Genomic DNA, 20,376 nt, shown 5'->3' with positions numbered 1-20,376 from the left:
TGCGGGAAGAAAGTTGTCTAATTTTGATTATACGACTTTCACGGATTTCCATACTCGCTTATACTTAGCGGGGAAGTAGATACCGCAGTTCATAGCTTTGAACGTTTTAAAATCTCGTCAGGTAACCCCTGGCGGGATTTTTTTGTACGAAAAAGACGCTCGCGTTGGGCGAGCGTCTTGTAGTGAAATTTGCGAGTCTCGTTATAGGACTGCGCGCATTTCGTTTGTGGAATGCGCATCCCGTATTATAGATGCGTCGAGCGTTTCACGTATTACGCTTTCTGCGTTTTCTTGCTTTTCACGAAGACGAACGCTCCGAAAGCGATGAGCAAGATTGCTGCAAACAAGCTAACTTTGAGGCATGCATGGAATGGCTTACTGCGGTATTCCATGCGGACTTCGGATTTGCCTTTTGGAATTTCAACAGCGCGGAGGTCGCCGAATGCCTTGTAAACCTTGGCTTCCTTGCCGTTGACGGTTGCTTTCCAGTAGGGGTGGTAGTTGCCTGCGACAACCATGAAGCCTGCGCGGTCGCTTTCGACCTGGAACACTTGCGTGTCCATCTTCGGGCATGCGATAAGCTTTGCCTTGCCCTGTGCGATGCCTCCTTCACCTTTGTTTTGCGGTTCTTCGGAGAGGATGACCTTTTCGCGGTAGGCAAATCCGTTCTTAAGCGCGTCAATGGCCTTGGAATCTTCCATCGTGGTCGATTCGCCGTAGATGTAGGCTTCGCCCATGGCAGTCGTGATTGGCAAGTAGGAGGTGCCGCGCTGCGTATCGAAGATGATGGCGTTGATGTTCATCAAGTCGAGGAACGGGTGCGGTGCTGTCGGATCGTTGACGTTGATCAGATAGTTGGCGTTGCCCTGGCCGCCACGGAATTCGCGGTAGCTGGCAAGTTCGTTGTCATGGAAGCCATCCGCATTGCGCATATGGTATTGCGGGAAGATGTTTCCGCTGAGAGCCTTACTGCGGGAGAGCGAAAGTACACGCGGCTGGTTGATTGGATCTGCTTTGTAAGGAGCCTTGAGGGCTGCTACAATGCCGTTTTTCGGCTGCAAGTATTCGTTAGCGGCCACGTTCTGGATAAATGCTCCATTGATGGTCATGAGTTCAATGCCGGCAACTGCTGCGAGAATGCCGACCTTGGCTGGCGTGCTCCCTTTCCACTTGAACACGGCAATGCTCACGCCAATCACAACGAGAATCAAGATGAAGCTCGGGATAATCTTAGAGGCGGTCATGTTCATCACGACTTCGTTCAGCGGCTTGAAGTACGGGGCCGTAACGGGGTCGTTCAAGAGCTTTTGACCGCTCATGAGGAATGTACCGATAATTGCAAATCCGATAACAACTGCGGCCTGTACGCCTCTAGAGGTTCCCGGAAGCTTAGACTTGAATGCATCGACAAAGTTTTGGACGTTAATCGCCTTGCCTTGATCATCGAGGCTCATCACGCCAAGGCATGCAATTGCGTAAGCAAGGCAAACGACAAGTCCGAACGGGCTGATAAAGAGTGTCCAGTTGAAGCGTGCAATCACGACGAGCAAAAGTAGGATGACGAACATCGCGGTTCCATGCAAGAGAGCGCGACGGTTCTTGGTCGTATTTTCGTTCGGATCGCTAACTGTGCGAAGTACGGGGCCTGCCATCATCACGAGCAAAAGCGGGAGCCAGAAAAGGGCCATGCCCGGAGCGCGGAAGTTCTTGACGCCCGGCAGAATATTGTACCAGAGCTTGAAGAGCGGAGAATGGTCGCCCATGCCATAGCTCAAAGCGACAACGGCTCCGAGTCCCCAGAAACTTGCCCAGCGGCGCTTACCCGGGAGGAACAGGCAGAGGAAGCCGAGGAACGTGAGGAGTGCGCCTGCGTTGTTGTGGTCGAGCTTGAAGCTGTTGTGTCCCCAGTAGAACGGGCTACCCTGGCTACCGGCTTCGGCCATCTTGCGGTATTCGTCCATCGTCACATCGACAAAGGAACTGCCCTTGAACGAGTTGGACTTTTCATCTTGTTCATAGACATCGACACCGATAAATCCCGGAATGAGCATTTGAGCCATTTCTTCCTGGTGGAAGGACCAGCTCACGGCGTGACCGTAATTGGTGTGTTCGCCTTCACCGCGGACGGATTGCGTTGTCGTGTAAATGTAAGGCGGTACAATCTGGAAACTGCTGAGTGCAAGTCCAAAGGCAAGCGCTGCTGCTGCAAGCCCGATGCGTTTACCGCGTACGGCAAGCGTGTTGCAGTGGAAGGCTGCTTCGTATAGCGTGTAAAGGCCTGCTCCCCACAAGAAGAGGTACGTGAGCTGCAGGTGGCTTCCGAGAATCATCCACGTGACGCTTAGCGCAAACACAAAAAGATAGGGGAGGCTTCCGTCACGGACAATCTTACGGATGGCAAGGAGTGCCAACGGGGCAATGGCAAAAACCATCATCTTGCCGTCGTGGCCTCCGTAGATGTAGGTGAAGTATTCCGGCGAAAATGCGTAGAGGAACCCGAGGAGCGTTCCCCACCACTTGTTCTTGGTCAGGTTCCAGGCGAGGAGCATGGCGCTCATGAATGCGACCCAGACCGTGAGGATGAACTTGAACCCGACGGCGCGTGCCGGGTCCATCAGGAACTGCGTCCACACGAGCGGGTGGTAGGCGTCGCCGAATAGTGCGTCAATCGTCGGGACACCGCCGAGGCGGCTATCGTCCCATTCCGTGAGGATGACGTCGAATGTACGCAAAATGCGGTTGCCTATGCTGTTCAGCTGGTCGCTGTTGAGCATGAGTTGACTGGAATCGAATGCGAAATCGCGGAAAACGAACAGCAAAATCGCAAAGAAAATTGCGGCCATGGCCACAAAGAATGCTGGTTTCTTGTCGAGGAAATTCATAGTTGGAAATATAAAAATACCGCAGAGGAAGCCCGCTACGGTTTGTTAAATTGTTCGCCTTTGAATAAGTTTTCGAAAGAATGTTATTCGAGCGTGTTTTCGTCGGTCTTGGCCGTCTTGACGAGGCTGTAGATGCCGAATGCAGAAATGATGCACACAGCTGCGATGACGACGTACTTAATCAGTTTTCCCATAAGGTTTCTCCTTGACTTTTTTAGTAAAGATATTTGATTTTCGCAAAACGGTCAAGCGAATTTTTACTCTTTCGTGATAATCATGCAAATGACGGGGAGCTTTTTATCGACCTCGTTTTCACTTGGGATGATTTCGCTTTCGACGACCTTGCAGTTGAGCTCCTTCACAAAGAATTCGAGCTGGCTGCGTTCAAAACCAAGCCAAATGTGGCCGTGGGTCGTGCGGAACGATTCTTCCTTGTGCTGGGCGAGGTCCAAAAGCGCAAGCATTCCGCCCGGTTTCAAGATGCGGGTTGCTTCCTTGAGGGCGAGGCGCGGGTCTGTTGCATGGTGGAGCACTTGGCTCATCAAGACGAGGTCTGCGTAGTTAGAGGGGAGGCCCGTCTGCGTCATGTCGGCGACTTTCGGCGTCACGTTTTCGATGCCTTTCTGGCGCAAAATCTGCTGGAAACCGCTAATGATTTTTGGATCGTAGTCGAGTGCGGTCACGTTTTTGCAACGGCTTGCGAGCATGAGCGAGAGGTCGCCGCCTTCGCCGCACCCAATGTCCACGGCGTTTTCGAACGGCACCATGAGCTTGCTGAACAGGCTGATTTGTGCCTTGAGGCTTCCGCCGGCCTGGTCGAGCTTATGGATTTGTCCCTTGGTCTTATCGGTGCGTTCTTCGAGCGCTTGTGCGGCGCGGCACTTGAGAATGTCCTTGTCCTGCAGTTCATCGTAGGCTTCGCGGATAATCTGCAACAGACGGCTGCTCATGTAAAGTTCTTCGCTCAGACGGTAATAAGCCTTGATTCCATCGCGTCGGTCTTTCACGAGCCCGCATTGCGAAAGCTTTGCCAAGTGGCGGCTTGCGTTACTCTGGTGGATATCCAGAATGTCCTTGATTTCGTTGACTGTAAATTCGGACTGGTCCAGTAGGAGCAGTATCTTGAGGCGCATTTCGTCGGAAATGGCTCCAAAAAGTTCCATGTTCGGGATGATTGGTTCTCGGTTCTGGTTTAAATTCGAATTTGTCACGTGTTCCGCCAATACTTTTGTATGTTTGTGTTTGTGAATATAAATTTTTAGATGGACTTTTGATGTTTTCTGGGCGATTTAAAAGCTTATTTCGGGTGCTTTTTGCGGTGTTGTGTTTGGCAACGCTTGCCTTGGGTGCGCCCGACGCTTCCCGGAACATGCCCGGCGCGGAAGTTCCTCGCCATTACGAAGTCTCAGTCCGCTTGGATGTCCCGCTTTCGCTTGGAATCGTTATGACTTCGGTGCTTGGAGTTTATCAGTACTACGGGATGTCGAAAATTTCATCGAGCGACTTGAAGCCGAAATCAGAACTGTTACCGTGGGACCGCCCGTTTGCTGGGCTTTACAGCGGATGGGCAACGACTGTGAGCCATTATTCGGGGGCTTTGGCTGTCGCTCCATTGGCGTTGGCGGGGTACTCCTGGTACAAGGGCGATGCCGATGGTCATGACTTTGGCGCCTTTTCGCTCATGTTTGTGGAAGCGTTTGCCTTGCAGAACGCCTTGAACCAGCTGGTGCGTTCAACGCAGTTGTGGCCGCGCCCTTACATTTATGCGGAACGGGGCGAAGGCCGCAAAAAGGCGGAGTCCGCGAGTGGCGAGGCTTACGGTTCGTTTTATTCGGGACATGCCTCGGCTGCGTTTACGGTAGCCGTGTTTACAGGGGAGTGGTTCTCTGAAATTTATCCGAACTCCAAGTACAAAAGTCTCATATGGGTGTCATCGTTGACGCTTGCCGGGGCTGTCGGGGCCTTGCGCGTTGTCGCTGGCAAACATTACCCTACTGATGTTGTAGTTGGGGCGCTTGTGGGAACAGGCGTAAGCTTTGGAGTGCTTAAATTGCATGAAATTTGTAAAAAGAATATTTCTTTTTGGGCAATTCCGGGCAATATTGGCGCTATTTTTTACTTTTGACAATTTTTTATAGCATTTTTTCCGAAAAAGCGTATATATATTGTGTAGGCTTACTTCGTAAGTCTATTATTTGTGAGGTTATTGATGTTGGATGAGGTGTGGCGTTCGTTGTGCGCCGTAGCGATTTTGACCGTGTCTGTGGTCACCCATAATTACGCAGCAGAGTTTAAGGATTATAGAGATGGACGCGTTTATCGTGGAATTCCGTCGGGATCGTTAAACTGGTTCAAACAAAGTCTCAAGTACAGCAAGACCTCATACTTTACTGACGAAAATGGAATTCCTTTTTATCGTAGCGATAGCTGGAAAGCCTCATGCCCAGAGGGAACGCAGCTCCCGGATGAAACGGATTGGGACGAACTGATTGAAGAAAAATTCTCAGGCCCAGATAAAATCCAGAACATGAATGATTTTGTGGGACATTCGTCGCTTGGTTTTTACAAGTTTGAATTTGATGAAGTGGTGAATGCAAGAAAAGGTTATGCCTATTTTGCTGTCCGTGGCCCGGCCAATCACGCGATAAGGTTTGAAACCAAGCATGGAACCACAAAGTATGTGGATATTGAAGAAGCTGATGCCATCCAGATCCGTTGCGTTTTTGCTCGTGACCAGTTTGCCGAAAAAAATATCTCCCCGAAGGATATGATTTTTACGGATAAACGCGATAATAAAAAGTACAAGGTCGGCGTCCGTGGCGGTAAAATTTGGATGATGAAAAATCTCGCATTCAGCGTGACGTCCGAGAAACAGTGCTATGTAGATGATAAATCCTACTGCGAAAAATTTGGACGCTATTACACCTATGATGATGCAACTAAAGCATGTCCTCCAGGTTGGCACTTGCCAGATGACGGCGAATGGCGTGATTTCCAGAAAGACCGCGCCACGCTGGATTGGGACAATTTAGGTCAGGGCGGTTGCCAGGATTGGGACAACTTCTGCGATGGCTTTAATTCTGGGCATTATTGGTCCAAGTCTTCTGTCCAGCCTAATACCGCCCGCTCATGGGAATTCAATCGCGCCGACAAGGATATTGAACGCACAGACGCCAGTGTTTACAAGGGCCTGTACGTTCGCTGTGTCGCAGATTAATCGGCTATTGCAAAAAAGGCGTACAGTACGGAAAATACTGTCGCAGAGACAAAACTCCCCGAGAGGTAAACGAAAAGCCCGAAGACGATTACCGTCAGAGATAGAAGAAAAATTTTACTCGGGCTAAATGGATAATGAATGTTGAACATGTGTGACCTTTAATGTTTATCTTTAACTGTTTATAAAATAGATAAAGATTATGTCATTAAATGTCACTGCTTGTTTTTACAGCTCGTCCTCGCTTTCGGACACGTCTCCGAAATGGCTCCCGTATTCGTCAAAGTTGACTTCTTCGGCGATATCGTCATTGTCGATGTCTTCGTTGTCGAGGCCTAGCCCAAGTCGGGCGCAAATGCGGTCCAGGAGGATGAGATCCACATCTTCGGTGTCGCCCCCTTCGCGTTCATAAGCTTCGATGATGAGCTCCTGTTCGTCAGCTTTATATTTATCGACAGCTTCTGTAATTTTCATTTTTTCTCCTTTGCGGGTAATCAAAATTATCCGCGTCTCTGCTAGTAATATCGCCAATCTGTGTCATAAAGTCAATGGTTTTTACTAAATTTTTTACCATGAACAAGAAATTGTCTTTTATTGCGCTTGCATTGATGGTTGGAATGTCTCAAGTTTGGGCTGTGGACCCCCGTATTGAACAGGGTGCCCGTTTTGAGGCCAAGGGTCAGTATGATAAGGCTCTTGGGGAATACCGAGCCATGTTGGCTGAAAATAAGAAGAATACTGAAGCTTATATGGCGGCAGGCAAGGTTCGCATGAAGATGAAGGACTATAAGGGGGCTGTGGCAAACTTCCGCCTCGCTTATGGTTATGATCCGAGTTTGACGGAAGCGTACGAAGGCGCTGCCAAGGCTTACGAAGCTATGGGCCAGCAGGCTAAGGCCGATGCTGAACGCGCTAAGATGAAGGGTGGCAAGGCTGCTGCAAAGACCGAAACGGCAAAGGCTGAACCTGCAAAGACTGCACAGCCCGCACAAACATCTCCTGCTGCAAAGGCTGAGCCGGCAAAGACCGCTGCCCCTGCAAAGGTCGAAACGCCGAAGGCTGCACAACCGGCGCCTGCAACGGCTGCCGCTTCCGAAGATCCGTTTGAAAAGGGCAAGGCTTTGCTTGCCGAAGGCCGCTATGCTGAAGCTGCTCCGCTTTGGAGAGTTGTTCTTTCGAAGAAGCCTGGCGATGCCGGTGCGTACTTCTATGCGGGCTTAACCCGTTATGAGATGGGAGAATACGACAAGGCCGAGTTCAATTTGAAGAAGGGGCTTTCGTACAAGGAACGCGGTAACGACGCAAATTACTATCTGGCAAAGATCAACCAGAAGAGCAAGCGTACCGAACAAGAAAAGAAGTATCTCTCGGCATACTTGAAGAAGGCTGCTCCGGATGCCAAGTTCCGCAAGGCTGCTGAAGACCGTTTGGCCGAAATCAACGCTGTCGCCAGTGCCGCTGCCGAAGAAAAGGCTATGCAAGAAGCCGAAGCCAAGGCTTTGAAGGATGCCAAGAAGAGCGGGAACGACAAGTCGAAGTCTGCTGATGTCGCTCCGCAGAGGGAAGACGTTGCTCCGACGGCTTCGAATTCCATTGCCAACGCCAATGCGCTCTATGCGGACGGCTATCACGAAGCCGCTCTCCAGATGTACAAGGCTTTGCTCGAAAATGAAATCACGCCGGACGAACGCTACTTTGCGATGCTCCAGATGGGCAACATCTACCGCGAAATGCGCGACTTCCACAGTGCTGTAACGCGCTACCGTGATGTTGTTCGTGAATTCCCGGATTCTGACTGGGCAACCGAAGCTGAACGCGCTCTCGAAGATGCAGTGTGGCTTGAAAAGCACGCGAGCGAACTTCCGCGTAACAAACGCTAATTGGCCATTAGTCAATGGTCTATAGTTTTTAGTTGCAACTGAAAAATTTCGAACAATGTTATGCCGGGCTTGTCCCGGCTTCATTGTTTTTAAGATGTCATGCCCGCTCAGGTCCCTGAGCTTGTCGAAGGGAGGGCATCGCCTTTTTTGAAAAATTTTTAAGAAAAATTACCCTTTCACGAGCTTTCGATCGCTCTTGACTTTATCCAAGAATTTCTTGTAGATTTTGTTGTAAATCTCGTGATTCTCGGGATTGGGCGTGTATGTATTCGTGATTTCGATATAGCTATGGATGTCTTCGAAATGCATCTGCCCAAGTCCGATTGCAGCAACGGCAGCGGCACCTAGTGCGCCCACATATTGCGGATGCTTTACCGTTTCAATCGTATGCCCGGTTACGTCGGCGAGAATCTGGTTCATGATGTTGATTCTAGCAAGACCGCCTGCAAAGCGGATGGTGTCTGATATCTTGCACTTCTTGGCCTGGCATTCCAAGAGCCAGCGGAAGTGGAAGCAGATACCTTCGATAACGGCGCGGAGCAAGTCTCCACGGGTTGTATCCAGTTCAATACCCGAAAGCGAACTGCGGATTTCGCCGTCTTCAAAAGGCGTCTTGCAGCCGTTCATGAATGGCGTGAACAGGAGTCCACGGGAACCTGGCTTTGATTTTGAAATAAGTGATGCGCATTCTTCGTAGCTGTACTGCGAATTGTCCAGCTTGCCGATGAGCTCGCGAGCCCAGGCAAAGCACTTGCCTGCGGTTTCAAGTTCTCCGTACAGGTATTTCTGCTTGGGATTCGGCCCCTTGACGGCAATCATCATGATATCTGCAAACTGGATAATGTGATCGACAACGGTGCAGACGGATCCTGAAGTTCCGCAGTAAATGCTGGTAAGATTGTTTTGGGTGTTGCCACAACCGATTGCGACCATGGCGACATCTCCGCCTCCAGCGATGACTGGTGTGCCCTTTTCCAAGCCCATCTGTTCGGCGGCAGTGGCTGTAATACGGCCGACAATGTCTGTGCTTTGCACAATCTCTGGCAAGTGCTTTTCGTTGATGCCGTACGCTTTAGCCATGGTGTGGCTCCAGCCGGAATGGCCTTTGCGGCAATCGTTGAGTGCCGTGCAGAATGCGGAGTCTTCTGTGCGGACGAATCGTCCTGTGGCTTTGTACAAAAGATAATCGCCAACATCTAGGAACTTGTCGACTTTTGCAAAATTTTCGGGCTCGTTGTTTTGTACCCACTTGTATTTCCAAATCGGGCTGTAAGCTCCAACGGGGACCATGCTTGTATGATGCATCGCCTTGATGAGTTTCCAGATGTTTAGACCGTGAATCTTGAGACCGTGGTTGAAGTAGCCCTTGAATTCTTTGTCGGCACGTCTGTCCAGGAACGTCATGGGTGGGCGGACCGCATTGCCGTCATCATCAACGAGTATGGTTGCGTTCATTTGGGAACAGAAACTGATACCCTTGATCTGGTCGCTAGTAATACCGTAATTTTTGAGGAGGTCTTTTGTGCTACGGCAGATGGAATCCCACCATTGTTCGGTGCTCTGTTCCACCCCTTTGCCGCCTAAAGTCGAGGTACTATGCGTACTGACAACAGTCGCTCCCACGAATTCAATTGAATTTGCGATTTTTGTAAGTGTTGCTTTTATAAAGGAGTTGCCGATGTCGTAAGTGACTAAATACATTTTTGACCTCTATAAAACCGTCCACATATACCTTTTTATCTTCTCCTAAAATTATAAAAAAACTACACAGGCTTTGTCACCTGTGTAGTAAGCTTTTTGGAAGCTTTTGATGCTGTCATGCCCGTCTTTGAACAGGCATCTCCATCTTGAGCTTTTATAAAAGGTGTTAAACGACCTGAACCAGGAGTCCCTTGAGGTATTGTCCTTCGGGGAAGGCTGTGTTCACGGGATGGTCGGCTGGCTGTCCAAAACGTTCGATAATCTGCACGCGACGGTGGGCATCGGCTGCGGCGTCGGCGATAATCTTCTGGAACAAGTCCATTTCCATAAGGCCGGAACAGCTGAATGTGGCAAGCATGCCGCCTTCGGCAAGCAACTTCATTGCAAGCAAATTAATATCCTTGTAACCGCGGGCGCCTTTCTGCAAGTTGTCCTTGCTTTCGACGAACTTTGGCGGGTCAAGCACTATGAAGTCGAACGTTTCGGCCCTGTCACGGCACTTGCGCAAGTACTGGAACACGTCGGCTTCAACATGAGTCGCATGCGCCGTGCTTAATTTGTTGCGCATGATGCCTTCCTTGGCGAGCTTGAGCGCGTCCTTGGAAACATCGACCTGATAAACCTTTTCGCAACCGCCACGGAGGGCGTACAGACCAAAGCCGCCGGTGTAGCAGAAGCAGTTGAGCATCTTCTTGCCACGAGCGAGTTCGCCTACACGGCGTCTGGCATCGCGCTGGTCGAGGTAGTAGCCGGTCTTGTGTCCGTTCTTTACGTCAATCGGGAACAGAATTCCGTTTTCGTTGATGATGACCGGTTCGTCTGGAACTTCGCCAAATACAACGCCCGTGCGGAGGGGGAGTCCTTCCTTTTTGCGGACTTCGGAATCGCAGCGTTCATAAATGCCACGGCAACCCGTCTTTTCGGCAAGCAATTCGTAAATGATCTGGCGATTGACTTCGGCGCCTGCAGCAAGGATTTCGACGGAGTAGATGTCGGCATACTTGTCGATGATGCAACCTGGAATGCCGTCATTTTCAGCGTTCACAAGGCGGAATGCACATTCCTTGTCATGGATGTCGAACCCACGGCTCTTGCGGGAGGCAATGGCGCGGTCCAAAATGTCGCTAAAGAATTCGCGGTCAATCTTGACGTTCTTTCCTTCGGTCCCGAATGTCCAGAAACGGCCTCGAATCTGGGATTTCGGGGAGTAGGCTGCAAGGCCCAGAAAATCGCTGTGGTAGCTATAAACTTCGACAACGTCACCAAGCGCGGGGTCGCCAACAACTTCATCAATGGCGCCGCTAAAAATCCACGGGTGGTAACGGAGGGCGGATTTATCGCGCCCGGCTTTCAATGTAATTGCTTTCATGGGTAAAAATTTAGAATTTTTAGTTATATTTATTTTGTCACGCATTTGTGTGGTTCATAAAACGTGTGACGGAGCGCAAATTATTGTTTTTAATCGAGGGGGAAAAGTGATTGTAAATTTCTTTTTTGAAATTTTAATTACTAGATTAAAAAACATGGTAGGAAAGAATCAAGCAAAGATTTTTAGGGTTGGACTTTTGGGCTTGGCCCTCGTTTTTGCTGTATCTTTTTCTGCCTGTGGCGATTCTGAATCCTCCAAAAAAGAATCGTTAAATGCGGTTCCCGAAAAGCCTTTGTTTAATGGCGTTGTCCAGAGCGTTGTGGGCGATGCCCATGTGAAGACTGCTGATAGCCATGCCAAGTCATTGAAAGTCGGCTTATCCGTTCATGAAAAATCATCGATTGTGACTGAGGCGGGTTCTTCGGTTGTTATTTCTGTTGATGACGGTTCTGCGCTCAAGACCGATGGTCGGTCTGAGATGGCTATTGAAGTCACTAAAGCGGGTGAACTGAAAACAAGAATGACCGTTGCGCTCCGCCATGGAAAGTTGTTGTTTGATGTGCAGAAACAGGCGGTCAAGGACGAGTTTGAAATTCGTACAGAAAATGTTTCGTCTGTAGTTCGTGGAACGGCTGGCTTTATTGAAAATGTCGATGGGTTGGAAATCTCGTCGCTTAAGGAAGGTCGTCTTGACGTGACCGTGAAAACCGGTACAGCGCAGTCGGTCAAGAGCGGACAGACTTTGATTGCCAATACGAATGGCGTAAAGATTTTATCGCTTGCAAGTTCGGGTACGCTTATTTTAGCTCGTGCTCTTGATTCTATTGCGACTGGTGCCGCTACTGAACTTGGTGTGCGCGCTGCAAGGTTGAATCTCGACAAGCTCGAACCTATGTTGCTGGAATTTGATGAAGCCTACAAGAAAAAATCGGAAGCATTCATAAAGAGCTCGCAGATTGAGTTTAAGCCGAAAGTCTTGAATGAATACATTGGCAAGCCGAGTGTAACGCTTGAAGCGTTGTTTATCCCGGGAAGCTTAGTTTCTGTGCTTGGAATTGTCGATACGATTCCTGAAAGCGGGTTTTACAAGCGTACGTTTGAATGGGCTGATTCTACAGCGTTTGGTCCGAAGCATTTTGTTGTGAATTGCAGCAATGGTGAAGTGGAATACATTTGCCATACCTGGCATACGAACTTTGTTTCGGCGAAGATGGCGGAAGTCTTGACGAAGGCTAATGAACGCAAGTCTACGGCTGCTAAGGATACGGTCCAGCCCAAAAAACTCAAGCCTTCGATTGTCATAGAAGGTTCTGGTCGTGAACGCATTCACGTATTGCCCGAAGAGCGTGATATCCCGGCGACGCTTCGCTTTAGTGTTGCTGGACTGATGGGCTCGGACTTGAGTCAGATCAAGAAGATTATCGTGAAACGCAAGGGTGTTGTGGTAAAGACTTTTGCAGACGATGAATTGATGACAAATTCATTTAAATTGCCAATTCGCCTCAAGCAGAATCGAATAGCCCATTTTGAAATTGTCGCCACATTTGTAAACGGCAAAAAGATCAAGGCAAGAAAAGTCTATGAGACGTATTGCTTCTTCGAAAATTATGAAGATGGCAAGAAGAGTAACCGAATCAACGACATGACGGCAGAAGAAGAATACAAAAATGTCGTCTCCAAGCGCTTGCTCAAGAACGAATAGCTTTTACAAAAGCTAAATTTGGGCGCATGTTTGAATCGCTCTTTGACAAGTATCCGTTTTTCAGAAAAGTCCCTGCCATCCTCTGCATGGCAATCATTTTCAAGATTTCTTCGATGACATCCTATGAACTCGAAGACTTCCCGCATGTGTGGGATAAGCTTGCGCATACTTGCGAATACGCCACTTTGGCGGGATGTTTTTGCATGTGGTGGGCACGTGGCCAGTGGTCTTTGAAACCGTGGCTCAAGGTGCTGATTGTTATGGCGATTGCGCTTGCTTACGGTTGCACAGACGAATACCACCAGAGCTTTGTGGAAGGCCGTGACTGTAGCGGTTTCGACTTGATTGCTGATGCACTCGGCGGTATGATCGGTGGACTTGTCTATTGGCTCATCGTTAAAATCTTGAACAAGTACGATCCGCTGTCAAAGTAGACTGTCTTTTTAGAATTCTCCGAGCAGAATCACTTCTCTGTGAAGCTGAATGCCAAACTTTTCGGCGACGACTTTTTGAACGTATTCGCTGAGTGTTTTGATGTCTGCTGCGGTGGCGTTGCCTGCGTTGACGATAAAGTTCGCGTGCACACGGCTCACTTCGGCGCCGCCTATGCGGTAGCCTTTTAAACCCGCCTGTTCGATGTAATAACCTGGTGCGATTTGTGTTGGCGTTTCGGCGGCGCCTGCATCAAGACGCTTGAAGGTGCTGCCCGCATTGGGCATGGAAAGCGGTTGCGAATTGCGACGCTTTGTCATGCATTCTTGCATTTCGCTTTCGAGATCCTTGGCTGTCTTGCCAAGTTCTGTTGCGGGCGTAAGCTGGAATGTGGCAGAAAGAATTGTTTCTGAAAGAAAATTGCTTTGCCCCCATTCGGCAGGCTCAGGGACCTTGGGCTCGCATTTTGCAAGTTCTTGAAAAATGCTATGGCGATAGGCAAAATTGCAATCTGCTGCGGCTCGCGTGTGCATATTGCCTGCGGCATCGATGCTTTCGACTTCAATGCAAGTCTGCGAAACATCTTGACCATAAGCGCCTGCGTTCATGTAAATCGCACCGCCGAGGCTCCCGGGAATGCCGGCGAGCTTGTGGATGCCTGCGAGTCCTTCGTTAATTGTGTAGCGGGCGAGGCGGGCAAGCGGCGTGGCGCCTTTAGCGCAAATCTTGCTGTTGCCAAGATCTGTGATTTCCGAGAAAAATTTACCGAGCTGAATAATGACGCCGTTGTATCCGCTGTCGGAGACGAGCAAGTTCGTGCCTTTGCCGAGAATGTAGTTCGGGAGCGCTTGCTCGTTTGCAAATGCGATTGCTTCTTTGATATCGCTTACGGATTCTGTTTTGACGAAATATCGTGCGGGACCGCCTACTTTAAAGGACGTGTGCTCGCTCATCGGTATATTTTCTTGAATAATCATGACGAAAATATATATATTCTTGGTGCAATGACAGAAGAGGAACTCAAACAATTTAAGGCTGCACTCTCGATTACGACGGTGGCTATGGATTTAGGTCTCCCGGTGGTGCGTGGCCGTTGTCGTTGCTTTTTCCCGACACGCCATGCGCATGGCGATAGAACTCCGTCCGTATCGTTTTCCGAAGAACGCGGAACATTCCGTTGCTGGGTCTGCGATGACGTTCGTGGTGATGTGATTTCGCTTGTGCAGTTTGTCAAGAATTGTTCATTCCTAGAAGCTCTGAACTGGCTCAAGGAAACGTATGGATTCCTGTTGCGTGGTGCTAAGCCTCAGGTGCAAAATCGCGTATCAACGACGAATCCTGCTTCTGCAACGGTGATGCCGAATCGAACTCCAGCTTCGAATGTGTCGCTTGAACAAAGCGCTGCACTTGTTGCGAAAACGGCGGTCCGTGATGCCGCTCTTGAATATCGCTCTCCTGAGCCTGCAAAAGAGCTTGTGAGCGAAGATGAACGCAAGAAGATTATCCTCTCGTTCTTGAAAATGTTGAGTCCTGTCGACAAAACGCCCGCGGCTGCATACCTTGCACGTCGCCGCATTTACAAGCCGATTTGGGACAAGATGCTTTTGCGCACGATTACGGATTATGGTGCGCTCAACAACGAGCTCAAGGAAACTTACGATTTGGAAGTACTCAAGTACGTGGGGCTTTTCAGCGAAAAAGGGAACTTGAGGTATTACAAGCATCCGCTATTTTTCCCGTATCTCGATACCAAACGCCGTTCGTTTTATTTCCAGGCGCGCGCGATTGATAGCACAGTTGTGCCGAAGGAGCTGAACTTGCGCGGGACGGTTCCGTTCCCGTACAATGTTTCCGCGCTTGATGAAAGGCCGGGCTGGGTTTACCTTTGCGAAGGCGTCGTCGATACGCTTACGTTTTTGGGGCAACGCATTGATGCGATTGGAATTCCAGGCGTGCGTTCTTTTAAGACAGAATGGCTCCCGCTGTTCAAGAACAAAAGCGTCGTGCTTTGTTTGGACAAGGACGAGGCGGGGCGCAGCGGTACGGAGTATTTGCAGACGGTTTTTGCGAATGCGAATATCCGCACGGTTGTGCTTGGTGATGGCGTAGATCAATTTGGCAAATTGTCGATGAAAGAAGGCGAAGACATCAACGATTGGTTTGGTGGGAAGAAGTGAACTAAGAAATAGTTCACTTCTTCTGTTTTTATTTTAATGTAAAATGTACTTCTTGCGGGCGGGGCCCCAGCTCGGAGTTGACGCCTCCGGCGTCAGCTGCTTCACTCGGTTATGCCGGTCTGCTAGCAGCCCGTCGCAACACTCGTTTTGCACGCTACTGCGAAGAAAATACCTTGGCCGACGCTTTATTCTCTCGACGATGACAGACTTTTTATTTTATCATTTGTTCTCGCTTTAAACGGATTCAATGCTTTTTGATTTGCTGAATAAAAATTATTATGATCCTAGCACTCTCTCAATTTCTTCTTCGGTGGTGATGCCGGATTCTACGAGCTTTCTTGCGTTTTCTTGCATGGTGGAGTCGGCGTAGGTGTTGTTGGGGAGTAACAATTCGCAGACGACTGTTCTGCCTTTGTATTGCTGTGTAGATTCACTAGATGCTGTTTTATCAAGCTTCCTTACGAGGCGCTGGGCGAACACGCCTAGCAAAGCTTCATCCAAGATTCCTTTTGGAACGCCTAGATCGAGAAGTCTCGCTGCCGCTGCTTTTGCGCTGTTCGTGTGCAATGTGCTCAAAACGAGATGCCCTGTCTGTGCGGCTTGTAATGCTATTTGTGCAGTCTCTGCATCGCGGATTTCTCCGACGAGAATCACGTCTGGATCCTGGCGCAAAATAGAACGCAATGCAACGGCGAACGTGAATCCGCATTTTCCGTTGACGGGAACCTGATTTGCTCCGCGGAGTTCGTATTCTATGGGGTCCTCAATTGTCGTGACGTTGATTTTTCGCTGGATGATTTCTCGGAGGCCAGCGTAAAGCGTAGTCGTCTTGCCGCTCCCTGTGGGCCCTGTAACGAGGAATAGCCCTTGCGGGGCGTTGAAAATTTTCCGAATCGCTTGGAGCGTTGTTTCGCTAAAATCAAGGCTGTCGAGCGTTTGTGCGGAATCGTTGGCGGGGAGCAATCGCAGTACGCATTTCTCGCCGTTGTTTACGGGAATGGTACTTAAGCGAACGTTTACCTTCTCATGAAAATCTTCAAAGGCGAAACTCCCGTCATGTGGCAAGCGGCGCTCCGTGATATCGACATTCGCCATGACCTTGAGACGAATCAATATAGGCTCGGCAAGCCATTGCGGGAATGTTCTGTATTCCGTTAAAAGCCCGTCAATGCGAAATCTTACACGTAGTGAATCTGCCAACGGTTCGAGGTGAATGTCGGTCGCTTTTTTCTGGAGTGCCTTGACAATAATGCTATCAACGAGATTTATAATCGGTTCTGATTCCCACGAAGAATTTCGTGAAATCTCGAGATGGTTGAGGTGCTGGAGCAAATCCTCGTCATCGATAGAATCGGCGTGGTTGTGCATGAGCCTGATTTCGGCAGGGGAGTGCTGCTCTGGGGTAATGCGTTGCTGTGTGACAAATCGGATCTTTTCGAGAAGGAATTCATCGTTTGCGTTCGGTACGGCAACTTTCAGGAGCGCGGCGCATTCCCCGGTGCTTTCAACAACTGCAATCCCGTTTTTCTGACACCATTTTTTGGACAAGTTTTTTGTATTCATCCCCGTAAAATACAAACAAAAATCTTGAAAAATCACCTTCATGCAAATTTTGCAACCAACCGTTTGCAAAGTGCCGTAAAGTCATCCTGACCAAAACGGCGAGACGTCATCCTGACACCGAAGGTGGAAGGATCCAGTAATTTCTTGTTGTGAAAAATCAAAGCTTAACTGGATCCTTCACTTCGCCCTTATGGGCTTTGTTCAGGATGACTCTGCATAAAAAAAGTCCCCCGGGGTGGGGGACTTTGCGGAGTTGTCTAATGAAACTTAATTATGCCTTGCTGAACTTTGCCTTGACTTTGTTGGCGCCTTTCTTGGCCTTGCTAAAGAGGGCGTTCGGGAGCCAGAAGAATGTCGGCACAAGGAACATGGTAAGCACTGCGGACACAATCAAGCCACCCACAGAGGCAATACCCATCGGCTGCGTCATGGCGGCGACGTTACCACCGAGAGCGAATGCGAGCGGGAGCTGGGCAATCACGGAGGCAAGCGTTGCAAGCATAATCGGCTGGAACTTGGCTTTCGCGGCTGTAAGCACTGCCGAGCGGCGGCCCATGCTTCCACTACGCAACAGGCGGTTTGCTTCGTCGAGCAAAAGAATTGCGTTGTTCACCACCACACCAATCAACATAACGATAGCCATGAGGGCGATCATGGAGAGCGCCTTGCCGGTAAAGATAAGGGCGAGGAGCACACCGATAGCACCCATCGGGATGGTCGTCATAATGATGAACGGCTGGGCAAAGCTTTCGAGGAGTGCGATGAGCAAAATGTAGGTGAGGAGGATTGCCATCACGATTGCCGTCATGAATTCCTTCTGCATGTCGTTCTGCATGTCGGCGTTACCACCGAAGCTGAACGAGATACCTTCTGGGAGTTCGTCCTTCATGCTGTTTGTAAGTTCCGTGAGTTTGCCCATGATTTCACCGGTCGTGTGGCCAGGGAGCAAGTTCATCGAAACGTCTACACGTCTCATCTTGCGCTTACGGTCAATACGTGTCGGACCAGCACCATCTTCGATGTGGAAGAGTTCGCTAGCACTTACGTAGCCCTTCGGTGTCTTGACAGGCAGGTCTTCGATGTCGGCATGGCTCTGTCTATCCTTTTCCATCAAGCGTACGTAAACGTCGTATTCTTCACCGTCTTCGGTGTACTGGCCTGCTTCGAAACCGTTCACTGCAATGTAGTTGTAGTTTGCGACTGTTTCAAGCGTTACGCCATAGTCGGCCATGGCGGCGCGGTTCGGGATCAAGCGGATTTCAGGCTTACCGGCTTCATAGCTCGTCTTGATATCCACGATGCCGTCAATCTTTTGCTGCACGCGGTCAAGGACGATTTGTGATGCCTTGATGACGGAGTCTGCATGGAGACCGCTCACTTCGAGCACCACGTCGCCGCTGGAGTTGTTCTGCATTTCAGAGGCGGAGGTGGATTTCACGGAAATGTAAGCGTCTGGAATGTTGGCGAGGTACGGACGGATGGAGTCGACGATTTCGTCCGTACTGCGATGTCTGCCCTTCCAGTTGGGATTGTTCTTCTTTTCCCAGTCCTTCAAAAGTCTAACACGCATGGTGGCCTGGTTTACGGTCGTAAAGCCGTTGGAACCACCCACGTTCATACTGTAGTGGACAATTTCAGGAATATCCTTGACGCGGGATTCAATAATACGAGCCACGCTATCGGTTGTCTCGATGTTTGTACCCACAGGCATTTCGAGCTTGATGCTCATCATGCCTTGGTCCTGTCTCGGGGTAAGTTCAACAGTCAAGTTGTTCTTGGCGAGGCCTGCCACAAGGAAGATGGCAGCGCCAAGAGCGAGAACCTGGACTATCACGCCCGGAATAGAAAGGCAGAATCCAAGCATCTTCAAGTAGACAAAGCGAACACCGTTCAAAGCCTTGGGGAAAAGTCCCAGCAGGCTTCCGATAATGCCCGGCTTTTTTTCAATGATGTTTCCATTTTCGTCTTTCTTTTTACCCTTGAACAAGTAAGCGGCCATAAGCGGTGTCAGCGTGAATGTCACGAGGAGCGACACGAACGTTGCAAACACCATGGTCATACCGAATGTTCTAAAGAAGATACCGACGATGGACTTCATGAATGCGATAGGCACGAACACGCAGACGTTGGTGAGCGTCGATGCCATGATGGCAATCATGATTTCAGAAGTGCCCTTGTAGGCGGCTTCCTTCGGATCAAGGCCTTGGTTCAGCTTGTTGTTGATGTTTTCAAGCACGACGATGGAGTTCGTCACCAACAGACCCACGGAACTTGAAAGAGCCATGAGGGACATCATGTTGATGCCAAAGCCTGCAAAGTACATGAGCGTGAATGCGCCAATCACGGAAATCGGCATCGTGAGAGCCGCGATAATCATCGTCGAGAATTTGCCGAGGAACAGGAGCAAGAGGCCTGCGGTAAGCGCAATAGCGATAATGATGTTCTGGATAACGTTATCGATAGATTCGTTCACAGCTTCGGACTTGTCGTAAATGAGCGTGAGCTTGAAGCCTTCCGGGAGAGTCTTGTTGACTTCTGCCATGCGCTTGAGCACGCCTCTGGAAACATCCACGACGTTTGCGTCGGAACGCTTCTTGATATCCAGTGCGACAGAGTTGATGCCGTTAAAGCGGGAAGTCGATGTAATTGTTTCGATGGTATCTTTCACGACGGCAATTTCAGAGAGCTTGACGACTCCCTTTTCCGTCGGAATTTCCATGTTGCGCATTTCATCGAGGTTCTTGAACTTACCTGCGGTACGCACAGACGTGTTCTTGTGCTTGCCGATAACTTCACCAATCGGGAGGTTAACGTTGGACATGCCGTAAAGGCCCATCATGGTGCCGATATCGACACCGCGGTCCATCATTTTTTCCTTGTCGACTTCGATGGCTATCTGGCGGGTTGTACCACCGAAAATATCAACGCTAGCAACACCGGAAACAGAAGTGAAGAGCGGTTCGATTTCGTCTTCGACTTTCTGGCGGAGTTCTGTAGAGTTTAGAGGACCGGTGAACGAGATTGCCATGATGGCAGCACCGTTAATATCGACCTTCGAAATAATCGGCGCCTGTACTGCATCCGGGAAGTCCGCAGAGGCGAGGTCCACCTTGGAACGCACGTCATTTGCGGCAACGTCCACGTTCACGCCCATGTTGAACATGGCGACGATAATGCCGTAGTTTTCCAAGCAGATGGACTGCACGTAGTCGATACCGTCCACGAGTTCCACCTGTTCTTCAATCGGCTTGATAATTGTGGTTTCGATTTCTTCAGGGTTTGCGCCCTTGTAAATGATGGTGGCCGTAACCACGGGGACTTCGAATTTCGGCATCAAGTCCACCACCATCATGGAATAGGTATAAAGACCGAACACCACCACGGTCAAGATGACCATGAGCATGGTGATTGGTTTGTAAATACTGGCTTTAATCATTGGCTATTCTCCAGTGTCGA

General features: G+C 49.7%; 14 protein-coding genes. 6 read left to right on the top strand and 8 right to left on the bottom strand.

The window, feature by feature from the left end; genetic code table 11:
• Positions 1-272: 272 nt before the first annotated feature.
• Positions 273-2,882, bottom strand: a complete 2,610-nt coding sequence (locus B7991_RS07555) for a hypothetical protein (RefSeq protein ID WP_088630279.1) — start codon at positions 2,880-2,882, stop codon at positions 273-275.
• Between the two features lie 257 nt (positions 2,883-3,139).
• Complete coding sequence (locus tag B7991_RS07550; RefSeq protein ID WP_235002810.1) at positions 3,140-4,093, bottom strand: metalloregulator ArsR/SmtB family transcription factor; 954 nt, start codon at positions 4,091-4,093, stop codon at positions 3,140-3,142.
• Between the two features lie 158 nt (positions 4,094-4,251).
• Here B7991_RS07550 and B7991_RS07545 point away from each other — a divergent pair, with 158 nt between their 5' ends.
• Positions 4,252-5,007 carry a phosphatase PAP2 family protein gene (locus B7991_RS07545; protein ID WP_217898049.1) on the top strand — a complete coding sequence of 252 codons (756 nt, stop codon included), beginning with the start codon at positions 4,252-4,254 and terminating at the stop codon, positions 5,005-5,007.
• An 84-nt stretch (positions 5,008-5,091) separates the two neighbouring features.
• Positions 5,092-6,099: an FISUMP domain-containing protein gene (locus tag B7991_RS07540; protein WP_088630277.1), complete on the top strand. Its 1,008-nt coding sequence runs from the start codon at positions 5,092-5,094 to the stop codon at positions 6,097-6,099.
• Between the two features lie 225 nt (positions 6,100-6,324).
• On the opposite strand, the gene B7991_RS07535 is transcribed toward B7991_RS07540, so the two are convergent.
• Positions 6,325-6,570, bottom strand: a complete 246-nt coding sequence (locus B7991_RS07535) for a hypothetical protein (RefSeq protein WP_088630276.1) — start codon at positions 6,568-6,570, stop codon at positions 6,325-6,327.
• 98 nt (positions 6,571-6,668) lie between these two features.
• Here B7991_RS07535 and B7991_RS07530 point away from each other — a divergent pair, with 98 nt between their 5' ends.
• Positions 6,669-7,976: a tetratricopeptide repeat protein gene (locus tag B7991_RS07530; protein ID WP_235002809.1), complete on the top strand. Its 1,308-nt coding sequence runs from the start codon at positions 6,669-6,671 to the stop codon at positions 7,974-7,976.
• A 168-nt stretch (positions 7,977-8,144) separates the two neighbouring features.
• On the opposite strand, the gene B7991_RS07525 is transcribed toward B7991_RS07530, so the two are convergent.
• Positions 8,145-9,677, bottom strand: coding sequence for an FGGY-family carbohydrate kinase (locus tag B7991_RS07525; protein ID WP_088630274.1), 1,533 nt, complete (start codon positions 9,675-9,677; stop codon positions 8,145-8,147).
• A 166-nt stretch (positions 9,678-9,843) separates the two neighbouring features.
• Complete coding sequence (locus tag B7991_RS07520) at positions 9,844-11,046, bottom strand: class I SAM-dependent rRNA methyltransferase (RefSeq protein ID WP_088630273.1); 1,203 nt, start codon at positions 11,044-11,046, stop codon at positions 9,844-9,846.
• Between the two features lie 154 nt (positions 11,047-11,200).
• Here B7991_RS07520 and B7991_RS07515 point away from each other — a divergent pair, with 154 nt between their 5' ends.
• Both B7991_RS07515 and B7991_RS07510 read left to right on the top strand, forming a co-directional pair.
• Positions 11,201-12,748: a FecR domain-containing protein gene (locus B7991_RS07515; protein ID WP_254917881.1), complete on the top strand. Its 1,548-nt coding sequence runs from the start codon at positions 11,201-11,203 to the stop codon at positions 12,746-12,748.
• Positions 12,749-12,774: 26 nt separating this feature from the next.
• Entirely contained in the window at positions 12,775-13,182 is a 408-nt protein-coding gene (locus B7991_RS07510) for a VanZ family protein (RefSeq protein WP_088630271.1), read from the top strand.
• Positions 13,183-13,191: 9 nt separating this feature from the next.
• Here B7991_RS07510 and murB read toward each other — a convergent pair whose 3' ends face one another.
• On the bottom strand, positions 13,192-14,157 hold the full coding sequence (gene murB, locus B7991_RS07505) for a UDP-N-acetylmuramate dehydrogenase (RefSeq protein ID WP_088630270.1): 966 nt from the start codon (positions 14,155-14,157) through the stop codon (positions 13,192-13,194).
• A 27-nt stretch (positions 14,158-14,184) separates the two neighbouring features.
• On the opposite strand from murB, the gene B7991_RS07500 reads away from it, so the two are divergent.
• Positions 14,185-15,357: a CHC2 zinc finger domain-containing protein gene (locus B7991_RS07500; RefSeq protein WP_088630269.1), complete on the top strand. Its 1,173-nt coding sequence runs from the start codon at positions 14,185-14,187 to the stop codon at positions 15,355-15,357.
• Between the two features lie 276 nt (positions 15,358-15,633).
• Here B7991_RS07500 and B7991_RS07495 read toward each other — a convergent pair whose 3' ends face one another.
• Together B7991_RS07495 and B7991_RS07490 are read right to left on the bottom strand one after the other, a co-directional pair.
• A complete protein-coding gene (locus B7991_RS07495; RefSeq protein WP_088630362.1) occupies positions 15,634-16,920 on the bottom strand; it encodes a GspE/PulE family protein in 1,287 nt (428 codons plus the stop codon).
• Between the two features lie 271 nt (positions 16,921-17,191).
• Complete coding sequence (locus B7991_RS07490) at positions 17,192-20,356, bottom strand: efflux RND transporter permease subunit (protein WP_088630268.1); 3,165 nt, start codon at positions 20,354-20,356, stop codon at positions 17,192-17,194.
• Positions 20,357-20,376: the final 20 nt, after the last annotated feature.

It is taken from the genome of Fibrobacter sp. UWB3, assembly GCF_002210405.1.
Classification (GTDB): Bacteria; Fibrobacterota; Fibrobacteria; order Fibrobacterales; family Fibrobacteraceae; genus Fibrobacter.
The sequence above is the reverse complement of the archived record's forward strand: the minus strand, read 5'-3'. Positions and strand labels throughout refer to the sequence as shown.